This is a genomic window from Pseudomonas sp. GW460-LB5 (assembly GCF_059423245.1).
The window spans coordinates 47,969-63,457 of the sequence record NZ_JBWKXT010000010.1; the positions used below are offsets into that span (position 1 = coordinate 47,969).

The following is a 15,489-nucleotide window of genomic DNA, read 5'->3' on the forward strand; positions in this document are numbered from 1 at the left end:
GAAAATCGCTAATGGTCTGAGATGTTCCCTGGGCAAGATCATGTGCCCAGCGCCAGTCAGTCTAGTTTTATGGCCGTTGGCCTGGCCCGCGAACGTGCGGCTTTATGTCGCTGCGGGCAAAAGCCGTCATTGTACATGGCCGCGCCCGGCAATTCATGACAAAACCGACAGTTTGGTGTTGCCTTCTTCGCGGGCACGCCCGCGCCCACAGGGTGTCGCATACCCCTGTGGGCACGGGTGTGCCCGCGAAGAAGACGACGCGGTCAGTCTGCTGTGACCAGCTTGGCCTGCCCCAAGTTCGCCAGGCGGATGCTGTCTTGTGCTTGCTGGATCTCGCCCTGGCTGCCGATCGGCCCCAGGCGCACGCGGTGCAGGGTCTGCTGGTTACGCACGATCGAGCTGATGAACACCGGTGCATTGACCATGGTGCTGAGTTTGGAGCGCAGTAGCTCGGCGGCATCCGGGTTGGCGAAGGCGCCGACCTGAAGGAAGCTGCCACCCGCACCGCCAGGCACATTGTTGCCACCCACCTGCACCGGCACCACCGGCGCCGCATGCTGCTGTGCCGGCGGGGTCCATTGCTCGACACGTCCGGTACTGGCCGGGATCGCCTGGGTCTGGGCCACCTGCGGCTCTTTCAGCACCATCGGCGGCGTCTGCCCACGCTGGGCCCACCACTGCTGCGGGTCGATCCCCTCGACGCGCACATGCGCGGTGCCGGTCTCGGCATAGCCGAGCTTTTTCGCCGCCGCGTAGGACAGGTCGATAATACGGTCGGAATAGAACGGGCCACGGTCATTCACCCGCAGGATCACGCTACGGCCGTTGGCCAGGTTGGTCACCCGCACGTAGGCCGGCAGCGGCAGGGTCTTGTGCGCCGCGCTCATGCCATACAGGTCGTACAGCTCGCCGTTGGCAGTGTTCTGGCCGTGGAACTTGGTGCCGTACCACGATGCGGTGCCCTCGGCGCGGTAATTGCGCGAGTCCTGCATCGGGTAATACGTCTTGCCCAGCACCGTGTAGGGGTTGGCCTTGTAGTTGCCGGTGTGCACGGTCGGCGTGGCATCGGGGATCTTGTTCACATCCACGTCCCACCAGGGCGCGCCGTCCTTGTGGGCCCGGTTGATGTCCAGCCCCGGCTGGGTACGCACCACGTTGCCACTGCTTTGCGGGGTCGGGCGGCTGGATGAACAGCTGGCCAGCACCACGCCAACGGCGAGGCAGGTCAGCAGTTTGAAGGAGTTGGCAGAGATGATTGCGCGCATTACTTGACGCCCCGTGCTTGAACCAGCTGTTGCGCAAGCTGATGCACCGCCATGGCATACATCACGCTGCGGTTGTAGCGAGTGATCGCGTAGAAGTTCTTCAGGCCAACCCAGTACTCGGGACCATTGTCGCCCTCAAGGCGGAAGGCAGTAACCGGCAGATCATCGCGCAGCGAATCATGAACCGACCAGCCAAGCGCGCGCAACTCCCCTACCGTTTTCACCGGCTCGATACCGGTGGTCAGGCCTTGCTCGGCACCTGCACCGTCCACCCAGGCGCGACTGACCACGCCCCCGCCCGCCACCCAGCCATGGCGCTTGAAGTAGCTGGCGACGCTGCCGATGGCATCGTCCGGGTTATTCCAGATATTGATGTGGCCATCGCCGTCGAAGTCCACCGCGTAGTTGCGAAAACTGCTCGGCATGAACTGCGGCAGGCCCATGGCGCCGGCATAGGAGCCTTTGAGCGTCAGCGGGTCGAGCTGTTCATCACGGGCCAGCAGCAGGAACTCGCGCAGTTCCTTGCGGAAGAACTCGGCCCGCGGCGGGTAGTCGAAGCCCAGCGTCGACAGCGCGTCGATCACCCGGTAGTTGCCGGTGTTGCGACCAAAGAACGTTTCCACACCGATGATCGAAACAATGTACTGCGCCGGCACGCCGTATTCCTGCTCGGCACGGGCCAGCACGGCTTCGTGCTGGCGCCAGAAGTCCACACCACGGGCAATGCGCGCGTCGGTGAGGAACATCGGCCGGTAGTCCTTCCACGGCTTGACCTTTTCGGCCGGGCGCGAGATGGCGTCGAGGATCGACTGCTTGCGCTGCACTTCACGGAACACGCTCATCAACTGCTCCGGGGCAAAACCATAGTCGCGGCTCATTTCGCCAACGAACTCGGCCACCTGCGGTGAGCCTTGATAATCGCCGGCATGGGCCAGCTGTACAGCGCCGAACAGGCCCACCGCGCCAATCCACGGCGCACAACGGGCAGCCCAGTTACGCACTGCTTGCATGAAATTCTTCACCTTATTCAAACCTGTGCGATCCATTTGCGGTGCGTGTGGATCGACATCAAAACGCCAAACGCTGACAGCAGCGTCACCAACGATGTTCCGCCATAGCTGATGAAGGGTAGCGGCACACCCACCACAGGCAGAAGGCCGCTGACCATCCCGATATTGACGAACACGTACACAAAGAAAGTCATGGTCAGGCTGCCCGCGAGCAGCTTGCCGAACAGGGTCTGCGCCTGGGCGGTGATCATCAGGCCACGGCCGATCAGCAACAGGTAGACGATCAGCAACAGGCAGATGCCGACCAGGCCGAACTCCTCGCCCAGTACGGCGATGATGAAGTCAGTGTGGCTTTCCGGCAGAAAATCCAGGTGCGATTGGGTGCCGAGCAGCCAGCCCTTGCCGAACACCCCGCCCGAGCCGATCGCCGCCTTCGACTGGATGATGTTCCAGCCCGTGCCCAGCGGGTCGCTTTCCGGGTCGAGGAAGGTCAGTACCCGTTGCTTCTGGTAGTCGTGCATGACGAAAAACCACATCGCCACCGCGACCGGCACCGCCGCCGTCAGCACACTGAGGATCCAGCGCCAGCGCAGGCCCCCCATGAACAGCACAAAGGCGCCGGAGGCGAGAATCAGCAGCGCCGTGCCCAGGTCGGGCTGGCGCACGATCAGGATGAACGGCACGCCAATCAGCACCAGGCTGATCGCCACGTGCTTCAGGTGGGGCGGCAAGGTGCGCTTGGAGAGGTACCAGGCGATGGTCGCCGGCATGATGATCTTCATGAATTCCGAGGGCTGGAAGCGGATCACCCCGGGGATATTGATCCAGCGCGTGGCGCCCATGGCGTTGTGGCCCATCACGTCCACCACCACCAGCAACAGCACCCCGGTCAAGTACGCCAGCGGCACCCAGCGGGCCATGAAGCGCGGCTCCAGCTGGGCGATGACGAACATCGACACCAGGCCTATGCCGAACGAGGTGGCCTGCTTGAGCAGCAGGTCCCAGTTCTTGCCACTGGCCGAATACAGGACGAACAGGCTGCCGGCCGCAAGGGTCAGCAGAATGATCAGCAAGGGGCCGTCGACATGGATACGCTGCAGAAAGCTGGCGCGCCGACGCATCACATCCTCACTGGAGAGCATGCGATCGAAATTGTTCATCACAGGGCCGATTCCTGGGTAACGGTGGCAGGCGCGAACTCGGGCTTGAGCCGGCCATTTTCGTCGAGCAGCCAGGCGTCCATGATCTGGCGTACCACGGGCGCAGCGACACCCGAGCCGGACTCACCGTTCTCGACCATCACCGATACCACGATTTTCGGGGCTTCGGCCGGCGCAAAGGCGACGAACAGGGCGTGGTCGCGGTGGCGCTCCTGAAGCTTGTTGCGGTCGTACTTCTCGCCTTGCTTGATCGCCACCACCTGGGCGGTACCGCTCTTGCCGGCAATGCGGTACTGGGCGCCGGCGGCAGCCTTGCGCGCAGTGCCGCGGGCGCCGTGCATTACCTGCTCCATGCCATGGGTGACCTTGGCCCAGTCGGACTTGTCACGCAGCACGATGTTTTCCATAGGGTTGTCGTCCACAGGCTGCTGGCCTTCGATGGTCTTGGCCAGGTGCGGGCGGTTCCACACCCCCTTGTTGGCGATCAGCGCAGTGGCCTGGGCCAGTTGCAGCGGCGTGGCCTGCATATAGCCCTGGCCAATGCCGAGAATCAGTGTTTCACCGGGGAACCAGGCCTGACGGCGGGTGGCACGCTTCCATTCGCGCGACGGCATCAACCCGGCGGACTCCTCGAACATGTCGAGGGAAACCCGCTGGCCGATGCCGAACTTGTTCATATAGCTGGACAGCCGATCGATGCCCATCTTGTGCGCAAGGTCGTAGAAGTAGGTGTCGTTGGAACGCATGATCGCGGTGTCCAGGTCGACCCAGCCATCGCCGGAGCGGTTCCAGTTACGGTATTTGTGGTCATAGTTGGGCAGTTGGTAATAGCCCGGGTCGAACACCCGGCTGCTGGCATTGACCACGCCACTGTCCAGGCCGGCGATGGCCACCGCCGGCTTGATGGTCGAACCGGGCGGGTACAGGCCACGCAGCACGCGGTTGAACAACGGCCGGTCGATCGAATCGCGCAGTTCGGCATAGGCCTTGAAGCTGATGCCCGTGACGAACAGGTTGGGGTCGAAGCTGGGCTGACTGACCATCGCCAGCACCTCGCCAGTGCGTGGGTCGAGTGCTACCACTGCGCCACGCCGGCCACCCAGGGCGGCCTCGGCGGCTTCCTGCAGCTTGATGTCCAGGCTCAGCACAATGTCCTTGCCCGGTTTCGGGTCGGTGCGCTTGAGCACCCGCAGCACGCGGCCTCGGGCGTTGGTCTCGACTTCTTCGTAGCCGACCTGGCCGTGCAGGTCGTCTTCGTAGAAGCGCTCGATGCCGGTCTTGCCGATATGGTGGGTGCCGCTGTAGTTCACCGGGTCGAGCGTTTTCAGCTCTTTCTCGTTGATCCGCCCCACATAACCCACCGAATGGGCGAAATGCGCACCCTGCGGGTAATGCCGCACCAGTTGGGCCACCACTTCCACGCCTGGCAGGCGGAACTGGTTCACCGCCACCCGGGCGATCTGCTCTTCGTTGAGTTCGAACAAGATCGGCACCGGCTCGAACGGCCGACGGCCCTGGCGCATGCGCTTCTCGAACAGGGCCCGGTCGTCGGCCGTCAGGTCCAGTACTTCGACGATGGTATCCAGCACTTCCTGCCAGTTACCCGCACGTTCGCGGGTCATCGACAGGCTGAAGCTGGGCCGGTTGTCGGCAACGATTACCCCGTTGCGGTCGAAGATCAGCCCGCGGGTCGGCGGGATCGGCTGCACATGCACCCGGTTGTTCTCCGACAGCGTCGAGTGATAGTCGTACTGGATGATCTGCAGGTAGTACAGCCGCGCGATCAGCACGCAAATAAGCAGCATGATCGCCACCGCGCCGACCACGACGCGGTTGCGCACCAGGCGGGCGTCTTTCTCGTGGTCCTTGAGGCGGATCGGCTGCGACATCTGACTGCTTACAGGCTCATTTGTGGTATGGGTGCCCGGACAACACGGTCCAGGCGCGGTAGATCTGCTCGCCGATCAGTATCCTTACCAACGGGTGTGGCAGGGTCAGCGGCGACAGCGACCAGCGTTGCTCGGCGCGCGCGCAAACCTCAGGCGCCAGGCCTTCCGGGCCGCCCACCATCAAATTCACCGTTCGCGCATCCAGGCGCCAGCGGTCCAGCTCGGTCGCCAGCTGCTCGGTGCTCCAGGGCTTGCCATGGACCTCGAGGGTGACAATGCGTTCCCCAGGCTGAACCTTGCTCAGCATGGCTTCGCCCTCCTGACGGATCAGGCGGGCGACATCGGCATTCTTGCCACGGGTGTTCAGCGGGATTTCCACCAGCTCCAGCGACAGCTCGGCGGGCAGGCGCTTGGCATATTCATGCCAACCTTCCTCGACCCACTTCGGCATGCGCGAGCCGACCGCGATCAGGCGCAGACGCACGACGCTTCCTTATTCCCGGTCTTTGATCTTGTCATCGAAGTAGGCGCTGGCGTTTTCCGGGCTGTGATGCTTAGCATCAGCAGCACGGCTCTGCTCGGCACCCGCCCACAGACGCTCCAGGTCGTAGAACTGGCGGGCAGCGGCGGTCATCATGTGCACGATGACGTCGTTCAGGTCCAGCAGCACCCAGTCGCTGTCACCCTTGCCTTCTTCGCCCAGCGGCTGTGCGCCTTGTTTCTTGACCGCTTCACGGACCTTTTCCAGCATCGCGTTGATCTGGCGGTTGGAGGTACCGGTGGCAATGATCATGTAGTCGGTCAGGCTGTGCTTTTCGCGCACGTCGATGACCTGGATGTCCTGGGCTTTGACGTCTTCCAGAGCGCTAATGGTCAGTTTGACCAGTTCTTCGCCACTGATGCCATTGGTTTTCTGCTTGCTCATATAAAACTCGTTCAACTCGTTGGATGAGGCGCCAGAGGCACCGTCAGTTAGGCGCACGATACAGTTCGTGCGCCTCGATGTAGGCCAGTACGGCGTCCGGCACCAGGAACCTCACCGATTTGCCGCTGGCCAGCAGCTGTCGGATCTGTGTAGCCGACACCGCAAGCGGCGTCTGCCAGACGAACGAAATATTTCCCGCCGGGCCGGACATGGCGGCGGGATCGCTCTCCGAGCGCGCAGCCAGCAGGTTGCGCAGCTCGTCAGGGGGTTCTACGTCGGCATCCGGGCGTTGCAGCACCAGGATGTGACAGTGTTGCAGCAATTCTTCCCAGCGGTGCCAGCCCGGCAGACCACAGAAGGCATCCCAGCCCAGCACCAGGAACAGCTGGTCGTGGCCGGCCAGTTCGGCGCGGATCGATTCCAGCGTATCGATGGTGTAGGACGGTTTGTCCCGCTCAAGCTCGCGCGCATCGACGCTCAGGCAAGCCACGCCCTGCACCGCTTCGCGGACCATGGCCAGGCGATCCTGCGCGGCCACCCGCGGGGTGTCGCGGTGCGGCGGCCGGGCGTTGGGCAACAGGCGCAGTTCGTCCAACCCCATGAACTCGGCCACTTCCAGCGCGCTGCGCAGGTGGCCTATATGCACGGGGTCGAAGGTGCCACCTAGAATGCCGATGCGCCGGACTGCCTGGGCCGTGCTCAACTCAGCAGGACTCCTGACCGCGCAGCTGGCCGTCGCCGATCACTACGTACTTCTCGCAGGTCAGGCCTTCCAGGCCGACCGGGCCACGGGCATGCAGCTTGTCGGTGGAAATACCGATTTCCGCACCCAACCCGTACTCGAAACCGTCGGCAAAGCAGGTCGGGGTGTTGAGCATGACCGACGCCGAGTCCACCTCAGCCATGAACTGGCGGGCTTCACCCTGGTGTTCGCTGATGATCGAGTCGGTGTGGTGTGAGCCATAGTGGTTGATGTGCTCGATGGCCTGGTCCAGGCCATCGACGACGCGGATCGACAGGATCGCGTCCAGGTACTCGGTGTGCCAGTCGTCTTCAGTGGCCGGCTTGGCCTCGATGAGCGCGCGGGTACGCTCGCAGCCACGCAGTTCCACGCCCTTCTCCTGGAAGCGGCGGGTCATTTCCGGCAGGAAACGCTCGGCCACTTGCTGGTCGACCAGCAGGGTTTCCATGGCGCCGCAGATGCCATAACGGTAGGTCTTGGCGTTGAAGGCCACGTTCCAGGCCTTTTCCAGATCGGCATGCTGGCTGACGTAGATGTGGCAGATGCCGTCCAGGTGCTTGATGACCGGAACGCGGGCATCGCGGCTGATGCGCTCGATCAGGCCACGGCCGCCGCGCGGCACGATGACGTCTACAAATTGCGGCATGCTGATGAGCGCGCCCACGGCTTCGCGGTCGGTGGTCTCGACCACCTGCACCACGGCAGCCGGCAGGCCCGCGGCGGCCAGGCCACGCTGGATGCAGGTGGCGATAGCACGGTTGGAATGGATGGCTTCAGAGCCGCCACGCAGGATGGTCGCGTTACCTGACTTCAGGCACAGGCTGGCAGCATCGATGGTCACGTTCGGGCGCGACTCGTAGATGATCCCGATCACGCCCAGCGGTGCGCGCATCTTGCCAACCTGAATACCCGATGGGCGGTAGCTCATGTCGCGGATGGCACCAACCGGGTCCGGCAGGCTGGCGACCTGGCGCAGGCCGGTGATCATGCCATCGATACGTGCAGGGGTCAGCGCGAGGCGGTCGAGCAGTGCCGGCTCCAGGCCATTGGCGCGGCCGGCGGCCAGGTCCAGCTCGTTGGCGGCAGTCAGTTCCGCACGGGCAGCATCCAGCGCATCGGCAGCGGCTTGCAAGGCGCGGTTTTTCTGCGCGGTGCTGGCACGGCCGATTACCCGGGAAGCCTCACGGGCAGCGCGACCCAAACGGGTCATGTAGTCAAGAACGGACTCAGTCATGGGTTCGGTGTCTTGGCGAAGGGGAAATCGGCTGATTATAACTGCCGCGCAGGTGTACGCCCAGCGGCGGGTGGCGGATGGTAGAAAATGGGTGTTCGTCTCACGATTGTCTGCGCCTGTGAAATCGAGGGCCGCCCGCGCGGCGCTCGATTTCACAGGCACCAAACACATCAAGGCGAACCCCTGACAGCCGCTACCAATGAAACATATGGATACCAATCAATCGCCCCACAGGTTCAGCCAAGATTAAGCCATTCATTGCTATCATCCCCGCGTCCCCCGCCACGAACTGCCCGCATGCCAGCCCTGCCCGACAGCTTTTTCGACCGTGACGCCCAGACCGTGGCCAAGGCCCTGCTGGGCAAGGTAATCCGCCACCGCCACGGCGACCTGTGGCTGGCCGCACGCATCATCGAGACCGAGGCCTATTACCTCACCGACAAAGGCAGCCACGCCTCGCTCGGCTACACCGAAAAGCGCAAGGCGCTGTTCCTCGATGGCGGGCACATCTACATGTACTACGCCCGCGGCGGCGACTCGCTGAACTTCAGCGCCCACGGGCCGGGCAACGCGGTGCTGATCAAGTCTGCCTATCCTTGGCAGGACGACCTCTCGGGCCCCGACAGCCTGGCGCAGATGCAACTGAACAACCCCGACGCCTGCAGCAAGCTCCGCCCGGATGAACGCCTGTGCGCCGGCCAGACCCTGCTGTGCCGAGCCCTGGGCCTGAAAGTGCCAGTGTGGGACGCCCAGCGCTTCGACGCCGAGCGGCTGTATGTGGACGATTGCGGCAACGCCGTACCAAGGGTTATCCAGACTGCAAGGCTGGGCATCCCGCACGGGCGCGACGAGCACCTGCCCTACCGCTTCGTCGACGCCGAGTACGCCCGGTTCTGCACGCGGAACCCGTTACGTCGCGGCCAAGTCGAAGGCCGTGACTTCTTCATTCTCGAACAAGGAAGCTGAACATGGGCCAATGGCTCGACAGCCTGACCGGCTGGCTAAGCGCCAACCCGCAGTGGCTTGGCCTGGCGATTTTCCTGGTGGCCTGCATTGAGTGCCTGGCTATTGCCGGCATCATCGTGCCTGGCACTGTGCTGCTGTTTGCTGTCGCGGTACTGGCCGGCAGTGGCGCCTTCAGTCTGGGCGAAACGTTGCTGCTGGGCTTTCTTGGCGGCCTTTTGGGCGACGCCGTGTCGTACACACTGGGCAAGTACTTCCACCAGAACATTCGCCGCCTGCCGCTACTGCGCCACCACCCGGAGTGGATTGGCAGTGCAGAGACCTATTTTCAGCGCTACGGCATTGCCAGCCTGCTGGTAGGGCGGTTCATCGGGCCGCTGCGGCCCATGCTGCCAATGGTCGCGGGCATGTTCGACATGCCGTTGCCGCGCTTCATCGCAGTCAGCCTGGTGGCCGGCGCCGGCTGGTCGGTCGCCTACCTGCTGCCAGGCTGGGCTACCGGCGCGGCCATGCGCCTGCCGCTGCCGGAAGGTTTCTGGCTGGACGCCGGCATCATCGCCGGCACCCTGGCGGTCATCATCGGCCTTAGCCTGACCACCAGCATTCGCGACCAGCGCCATGGGACACGACTGATCGCCGGCATGAGCTTCGCTGCCTTGGCCGGGCTATTCCTCGGCTGGCCTTACCTGCACGAGTTCGACCAGGGCGTGATGACACTGGTGCAGGAGCATCGCAGCCAGGCCATCGACGGCGCCGTGGTACTGGTGACCCGGCTGGGCGATTTCCGCACGCAACTGTTTCTCGGCGCCCTGCTGACCGGCCTGCTGCTGCTTGCCCGCCAGTGGCGGCACGCGTTTTTTGCCGCTGGCGCGCTGATGGGCACAGCGATCGCCAACGGTACACTGAAATGGCTGTTTGCCCGGGCGCGGCCGGAAGTGCTGACCGACCCACTGACCAGCTACAGCATGCCCAGCGGGCACAGCTCGGCGTCGTTTGCGTTCTTTCTGGTCATGGCAGTGCTGGCAGGGCGCGGACAGCCGCCGCGCATGCGCCTGACCTGGGTGATGCTGGGTTGCATTCCGGCGCTGGCGATTGCCCTGTCACGGGTGTACCTGGGGGCGCACTGGCCAACCGACATCCTGGCCGGCGCCCTGCTGGCCTGCTGCGTATGCGCGCTTAGCCTGACTGTGGCGCAGCGCCAGCAGACACTGCCGGCCCTGCCGCTGCGGGTGTGGTGGCTGGTGTTGCCGGCATGTATCGCGCTGCTGGCGTTCTTTGCAATGCATGCGCTGCCGCAGGCTTTGCTCAGATACCAATATTGATGTCGCCCTTACTGGCCTCTTCGCGGGCTTGCCCGCGAAGAGGCCAGCCCAAGCAGCACAAAGAGATCAGGCGAAAAGCTCACCCTGAATCCGCTCCAGCAATTTCTGAATCTCCCCCAATCGCTGCTGCGGCGAGTCGAGGGTCAGCAGGTCCAGCTTGTCTTCTTCCATGAACGGCAGCAGGTACGCCAGCTGGTTGGCCAGCGCCTGGCGCCCGTCCACCGGGCGCGGCATGTCCAGCGCCTCGACCATCGGGTGCTCACCCAGCGCCACCAGCAGCGCCAGCAGGTCATCATCGGAATCGAGCAACGGGCTGTCCGCGTGCTCCGGCAGCCATTGCACCTGCCCCACCAGCAACTGGTCCTTCTGCACCTCGGTGCTTGCCAGACTGAAGCGCCGCACCCCTTCAACGCGAATACCCAGCAAGCCATTATCCTGCTGCGCAAAGTCGCGGATCACCGCTTCACAGCCAATCGAAGCGACCATCGGTGGCGCCTTGCCAACCTGTTCACCTTCCAGGATGCAGACCACCCCAAAGCCTTCGCCCTGCTTCATGCAGCGCCCGATCATGTCCAGGTAGCGCGCCTCGAAAATCTGCAAATCGAGAAAGCAGCCCGGGAACAGCACGGTATTGAGCGGAAACAGCGGTAGTGTCATCACAATTCCTCAAGCTACCAGGCTGACCGCCAGCGGCAGGAACACTGCCGTGGCTACCCCCATCAAGCTCATCGCCAACGCGGCAAAAGCGCCGCATTCGTCACCTTCCTGCAGGGCGACCGAGGTCCCCACCGCATGCGCCGTGACGCCCAGCGACATGCCGCGCGCCTCAGGGCTATGCACGCCGAAGCGGCTCAGCAGCGCCGGGCCGAAGATGGCGCCAATCACCCCGGTGATCAGTACGAACACTGCCGCCAGCGCCGCCACACCGCCAATCTGCTCTGCCACCAGCATGGCAATTGGCGAGGTCACCGACTTGGGTGCCATGGTCATCAGGATCATGTGTTCTGCACCGAACCACCAGCCTAGCAACAGGCAGCAGAGCGTGGCGAACAGGCCCCCGATTACCAGCGTAGTAAATGTGGGCCAGAACAGCTGCCGGATACGCCGCAGGTTGAGGTAGAGCGGCACGGCCAACGCCACAGTGGCGGGGCCCAGCAGGATGTTCATGATTTCGGTGCTCTTGCGATACTCGCTGTATTCAATGCCGCACAGCAGCAGCACGCCGATTACCAGCAACATCGATACCAGTACCGGCTGCAGGAAGATCCAGCGGGTTTTCTCGTAGGCCGCCAGCACCACCTGGTAGGCACCGAGCGTGATACCGATACCAAACAAAGGATGGTGCACCACTGCATCCAGCGCGCCTTGCCAATCGGGCATCATGGCCGCTCCTCGCGCTTGCCCTGGCGGTGAATGAGCGTTTGCATCAGCACACCCACAAAAACCAGCGTCACCAGGCAGGAGATCAGCAGGGCTCCGGCAATCGCCCAGAAGTCGGCGGCGATGTCTTTGGCATACACCATCACCCCCACTGCCGGCGGTACCAGCAACAGCGGCAGGTAGCGCAGCAGGCTGCTGGCCGCCTCGTTCAATGGCTTGCCCACCTCACCGCGGGCCATGAGGAAGCCCAACAGCAGCACCAGGCCGATGATCGGCCCCGGCAGAAACGGCACCAACAAGTGGTTGATCGCCGTCCCCAGCAGCTGGAACAGCACCAGCCAGGTCAAACCACGCAACAGCATAAGCATCTCCCTCGGGCACGGCCGCCATTATAAGCACGCACAGCGATATACCGATATTCGTCGAAAAACAGACAACTTGACTGAAACGGTTCGCCGTGCTGATCTTGCACTTTCGTACCAACTGACAACCTGGAGAGTCCGCGATGCCCTATGTGCCGGTTACAGAGCTTTCGCAGTATGTTGGTAAAGCGCTGGGCCACTCCGCCTGGCTGAAGATCGATCAGCAGCGCATCAACCTGTTCGCCGAGGCGACAGGCGATTTTCAGTTCATCCATGTCGACCCTGAAAAGGCGGCCGAAACCCCGTTTGGCGGCACCATCGCCCATGGTTTTCTGACATTGTCACTGATCCCCAAGCTGATCGAGGACATCCTGGTCCTGCCGCAAGGGCTGAAGATGGTGGTGAACTATGGGCTGGACAGCGTACGGTTCATCCAGCCGGTCAAGGTCAACAGCCAGGTGCGGCTGAAGGTGGACCTGGCCGAAGTGGTGCAGAAGAAGCCGGGGCAATGGCTGCTCAAGGCAATTGCTACGCTGGAAATCGAGGGTGAAGAGAAGCCTGCTTATATAGCTGAGTCGCTCTCGCTCTGTTTCGTCTGATGCGCCCCATTCGCAGCACAAGGCTGCTCCCGCAGGGGTATGCGAGCTCCTGAGCAGCCTTGTGCTGCGAATGGGCTGCAAAGCGGCCCCGATCCACAAATCTTCCGCACTCGCGTAGACTGCGAGCCTTCGCGCAGCCTAGGGCTGCCCCCGTCGATTTACCAAAGGTGCCCGCCATGCCCTGGCTGCAAGTACGCCTGGCCATCAGCCCGGAACAAGCCGAAACCTACGAAGATGCCCTGCTCGAAGTAGGCGCCGTCTCGGTCACGTTCATGGATGCCGAAGATCAACCGATCTTCGAGCCAGACCTCAACACCACCCCGCTGTGGTCGCACACCCACCTGCTGGCGCTGTTCGAGGCCGATGCCGAGCCCGAGCAGGTGTTTGCCCACCTGCGCCTGCTGACCGGCGCCGAGCTGCCACAGCACCAGGCCGAGGTAATCGAGGACCAGGACTGGGAGCGCAGCTGGATGGACAACTTCCAGCCTATGCGTTTCGGCCGCCGCCTGTGGATTGTGCCCAGCTGGCACGACGCCCCGGAAAAGGACGCAGTGAACCTGCTGCTGGACCCAGGCCTTGCCTTTGGCACTGGCACCCACCCCACCACTGCCCTGTGCCTGGAATGGCTCGACGGCCAGCAACTTGAAGGCACCCAGGTGCTGGACTTCGGCTGCGGCTCGGGCATTCTGGCCATCGCTTCGCTACTGCTGGGCGCCCGTGAAGCGGTCGGTACCGACATCGACGTGCAGGCCATCGAAGCTTCGCGCGATAACGCCCAGCGCAACGGCATTGCCGATGAGAAGCTGGCGCTGTACCTGCCCGAGCACATGCCGGCCATGCAGGCCGACGTGCTGGTCGCCAATATCCTCGCTGGCCCGCTGGTGTCGCTGGCTCCGCAGCTGTCGGGCCTGGTGCGCCCAGGTGGCCTGCTGGCGCTGTCCGGCATTCTGGCCGAACAGGGTGAGGACGTGGCTGCGGCCTACGCCGCCGACTTCGAGCTGGACCCGATCGTCGTTCGCGATGGCTGGGTGCGCATCAGTGGTCGCCGCCGCTAAGCGGGCCTAGAATATCCTTCTGCACAGCTCCCGGATTGCCGCATGACCGACAGTTTCGTCACCCAGTGCCCGCATTGCCAGACCAGCTTTCGCGTCACCCACCACCAGTTGAGCGTGGCCCGCGGCGTAGTCCGCTGCGGCCATTGCCTGCAGGTGTTCAATGCCGCCAAGCAACTGCTGGAGCAGAACCGTGCCAGCGCACCTGAGCTGCCGGTGCCAGTACCTGCACCTGTGCCTGTGCCAGCGGCGCCTGCCGAGCCCGTGCCCGCGCCGGCAATCACGCCCGAGCCTGTCCCCCGCGAGCGCAGCATTACCCCTGACGAGGACTGGGCCCTGACCGCCCAGGCGCTGGACGCACTTGACCTCGACCAGGAGCTCGCACGCCTGGAGCGGCGCGGCCAACCGACCCAGGCACGCCCCGCCAACATGGATGACGGGCTGCAGGCGCGGCGTGACGAACCGGGTCCGGACGAGCACGCGGACGACTTGTTCGGCAACGCCACCGGTGAGCCCTTCGAGCCAAAAACGCCCGCAGAGCCCGCCCCTGTGCTGGAGCCGCAGCCCCTGGAGCTGGACCTGGAGCCTGTACCCGGCGAACGCACCGAGCCGACACTGGGCAGTAACCTTGACCTGGACAACGATGACGAGCCGCCCGTACACCGCGCAGCCGGAATCGATGACCAGGCCGCATTCAGCGAACCGCTGCGCGCCAGCGATGACGAAACCCCGGAAAAAGGCCTGAGCGCCCGCGATGATGAACCGCTGGCCCTGCACCTGTCGGCACGCGACGATGACCCTGATGAGCCGCTGCCGGGTGAACGCCTGGAGCCGGCCCTTGCCAGCAAGCCCGAGCGCCCGCTGCGCAAGGAGCCGCTGGTCGATGTGGTCGACGACCCACTGCAACTGGGCTGGGAAAAACCCGCACCCAACTGGGGCAAACGCCTGCTGTGGGGCTTCCTGACCCTGCTGGCCGCTGGCCTGCTGGCATTCCAGTATGTGTGGTTCCACTTCGACGAGATGGCCCGCCAGGACCAGTACCGGCCGATCTTCCAGCAAATTTGCCCGATGGTCGGGTGCCAGGTACCGACCCGCGTCGATATCTCAAGAATCAAGAGCAGCAACCTGGTGGTGCGCAGCCACCCGGATTTCAAAGGCGCACTGATCGTCGATGCGATCATTTACAACCGTGCACCGTTCGCCCAACCGTTCCCGCTGCTGGAACTGCGTTTTGCCGACCTCAATGGCCAACTGATCGCCAGCCGGCGCTTCAAACCCAGCGAGTACCTGTCCGGCGAATTGGCCGGGCGTGGCGACATGCCAAGCCAGACGCCGATCCATATCGCCCTGGACATCCTCGACCCGGGGCCGAAGGCCGTGAACTACAGCCTCAGCTTCCGTTCGCCGGAATAGCCAGCAACCCTGTGGAGGCGGGGATGCCCGCTCCCAGAGGGTACGCGCGGTACCCGGATCTTGGCTCATACCAAAAGTCATAAGCCGACAACTGTTCAGATTTTATCCAAATCCATCTTTATCCGGTCACCGAGAGCGGGTATCATGCCCACCCTTTTTCGAACTCCAAGATT

The 15,489-nt window shown here is 63.6% G+C and carries 16 protein-coding genes; 5 read left to right on the forward strand and 11 right to left on the reverse strand.

What is annotated here, in order from left to right:
* Positions 1 to 263 precede the first annotated feature (263 nt).
* The 8 genes from AC07XM_RS08705 to AC07XM_RS08740 are packed head-to-tail and all read right to left on the reverse strand — an operon-like array spanning position 264 to position 8,225.
* Positions 264 to 1,265 (reverse strand): septal ring lytic transglycosylase RlpA family protein, encoded by a 1,002-nt coding sequence (locus AC07XM_RS08705; protein ID WP_016489362.1) that lies wholly within the window; start codon positions 1,263 to 1,265, stop codon positions 264 to 266.
* Positions 1,265 to 2,275, reverse strand: a complete 1,011-nt coding sequence (gene mltB, locus AC07XM_RS08710; protein ID WP_016489363.1) for a lytic murein transglycosylase B — start codon at positions 2,273 to 2,275, stop codon at positions 1,265 to 1,267. Before mltB ends, AC07XM_RS08705 begins: the two co-directional genes overlap by 1 nt.
* A 17-nt stretch (positions 2,276 to 2,292) precedes the next feature.
* On the reverse strand, positions 2,293 to 3,396 hold the full coding sequence (gene rodA, locus AC07XM_RS08715) for a rod shape-determining protein RodA (protein WP_049275595.1): 1,104 nt from the start codon (positions 3,394 to 3,396) through the stop codon (positions 2,293 to 2,295).
* 38 nt (positions 3,397 to 3,434) lie between these two features.
* A complete protein-coding gene (mrdA, locus tag AC07XM_RS08720; RefSeq protein ID WP_016489365.1) occupies positions 3,435 to 5,324 on the reverse strand; it encodes a penicillin-binding protein 2 in 1,890 nt (629 codons plus the stop codon).
* A 16-nt stretch (positions 5,325 to 5,340) separates the two neighbouring features.
* Positions 5,341 to 5,808 (reverse strand): 23S rRNA (pseudouridine(1915)-N(3))-methyltransferase RlmH, encoded by a 468-nt coding sequence (rlmH, locus tag AC07XM_RS08725; protein WP_003249722.1) that lies wholly within the window; start codon positions 5,806 to 5,808, stop codon positions 5,341 to 5,343.
* A 9-nt stretch (positions 5,809 to 5,817) separates the two neighbouring features.
* Positions 5,818 to 6,249 (reverse strand): ribosome silencing factor, encoded by a 432-nt coding sequence (rsfS, locus tag AC07XM_RS08730; RefSeq protein WP_016489366.1) that lies wholly within the window; start codon positions 6,247 to 6,249, stop codon positions 5,818 to 5,820.
* A gap of 43 nt (positions 6,250 to 6,292) precedes the next feature.
* Entirely contained in the window at positions 6,293 to 6,952 is a 660-nt protein-coding gene (gene nadD / locus AC07XM_RS08735; protein ID WP_016489367.1) for a nicotinate-nucleotide adenylyltransferase, read from the reverse strand.
* Position 6,953: 1 nt separating this feature from the next.
* Positions 6,954 to 8,225: a glutamate-5-semialdehyde dehydrogenase gene (locus AC07XM_RS08740; protein WP_102689303.1), complete on the reverse strand. Its 1,272-nt coding sequence runs from the start codon at positions 8,223 to 8,225 to the stop codon at positions 6,954 to 6,956.
* 297 nt (positions 8,226 to 8,522) lie between these two features.
* Between AC07XM_RS08740 and AC07XM_RS08745 the strand changes: the two genes are divergently transcribed.
* Together AC07XM_RS08745 and AC07XM_RS08750 are read left to right on the forward strand one after the other, a co-directional pair.
* Positions 8,523 to 9,191, forward strand: coding sequence for a DNA-3-methyladenine glycosylase (locus tag AC07XM_RS08745; RefSeq protein ID WP_102689304.1), 669 nt, complete (start codon positions 8,523 to 8,525; stop codon positions 9,189 to 9,191).
* 2 nt (positions 9,192 to 9,193) lie between these two features.
* On the forward strand, positions 9,194 to 10,510 hold the full coding sequence (locus AC07XM_RS08750; RefSeq protein WP_016489369.1) for a bifunctional DedA family/phosphatase PAP2 family protein: 1,317 nt from the start codon (positions 9,194 to 9,196) through the stop codon (positions 10,508 to 10,510).
* Between the two features lie 66 nt (positions 10,511 to 10,576).
* Here the strand turns inward: AC07XM_RS08750 and AC07XM_RS08755 are convergent, their stop codons facing one another.
* From AC07XM_RS08755 to AC07XM_RS08765, 3 genes are read right to left on the reverse strand one after another with little or no spacing between them, the layout of a single operon-like run.
* On the reverse strand, positions 10,577 to 11,167 hold the full coding sequence (locus AC07XM_RS08755; RefSeq protein ID WP_016489370.1) for an LON peptidase substrate-binding domain-containing protein: 591 nt from the start codon (positions 11,165 to 11,167) through the stop codon (positions 10,577 to 10,579).
* Between the two features lie 9 nt (positions 11,168 to 11,176).
* The gene (locus AC07XM_RS08760; RefSeq protein WP_016489371.1) at positions 11,177 to 11,893 is read right to left on the reverse strand and encodes an LrgB family protein; all 717 of its coding nucleotides are present in this window, start codon (positions 11,891 to 11,893) and stop codon (positions 11,177 to 11,179) included.
* On the reverse strand, positions 11,890 to 12,252 hold the full coding sequence (locus AC07XM_RS08765) for a CidA/LrgA family protein (protein ID WP_016489372.1): 363 nt from the start codon (positions 12,250 to 12,252) through the stop codon (positions 11,890 to 11,892). Before AC07XM_RS08765 ends, AC07XM_RS08760 begins: the two co-directional genes overlap by 4 nt.
* Before the next feature lie 143 nt (positions 12,253 to 12,395).
* Between AC07XM_RS08765 and AC07XM_RS08770 the strand changes: the two genes are divergently transcribed.
* The 3 genes from AC07XM_RS08770 to AC07XM_RS08780 all read left to right on the forward strand — a co-directional run bounded on the left by AC07XM_RS08770 (position 12,396) and on the right by AC07XM_RS08780 (position 15,316).
* Complete coding sequence (locus AC07XM_RS08770; RefSeq protein WP_016489373.1) at positions 12,396 to 12,851, forward strand: MaoC family dehydratase; 456 nt, start codon at positions 12,396 to 12,398, stop codon at positions 12,849 to 12,851.
* Between the two features lie 176 nt (positions 12,852 to 13,027).
* On the forward strand, positions 13,028 to 13,906 hold the full coding sequence (gene prmA / locus AC07XM_RS08775; protein WP_016489374.1) for a 50S ribosomal protein L11 methyltransferase: 879 nt from the start codon (positions 13,028 to 13,030) through the stop codon (positions 13,904 to 13,906).
* Between the two features lie 42 nt (positions 13,907 to 13,948).
* Positions 13,949 to 15,316, forward strand: a complete 1,368-nt coding sequence (locus AC07XM_RS08780; RefSeq protein WP_102689305.1) for a DUF3426 domain-containing protein — start codon at positions 13,949 to 13,951, stop codon at positions 15,314 to 15,316.
* Positions 15,317 to 15,489 lie beyond the last annotated feature (173 nt).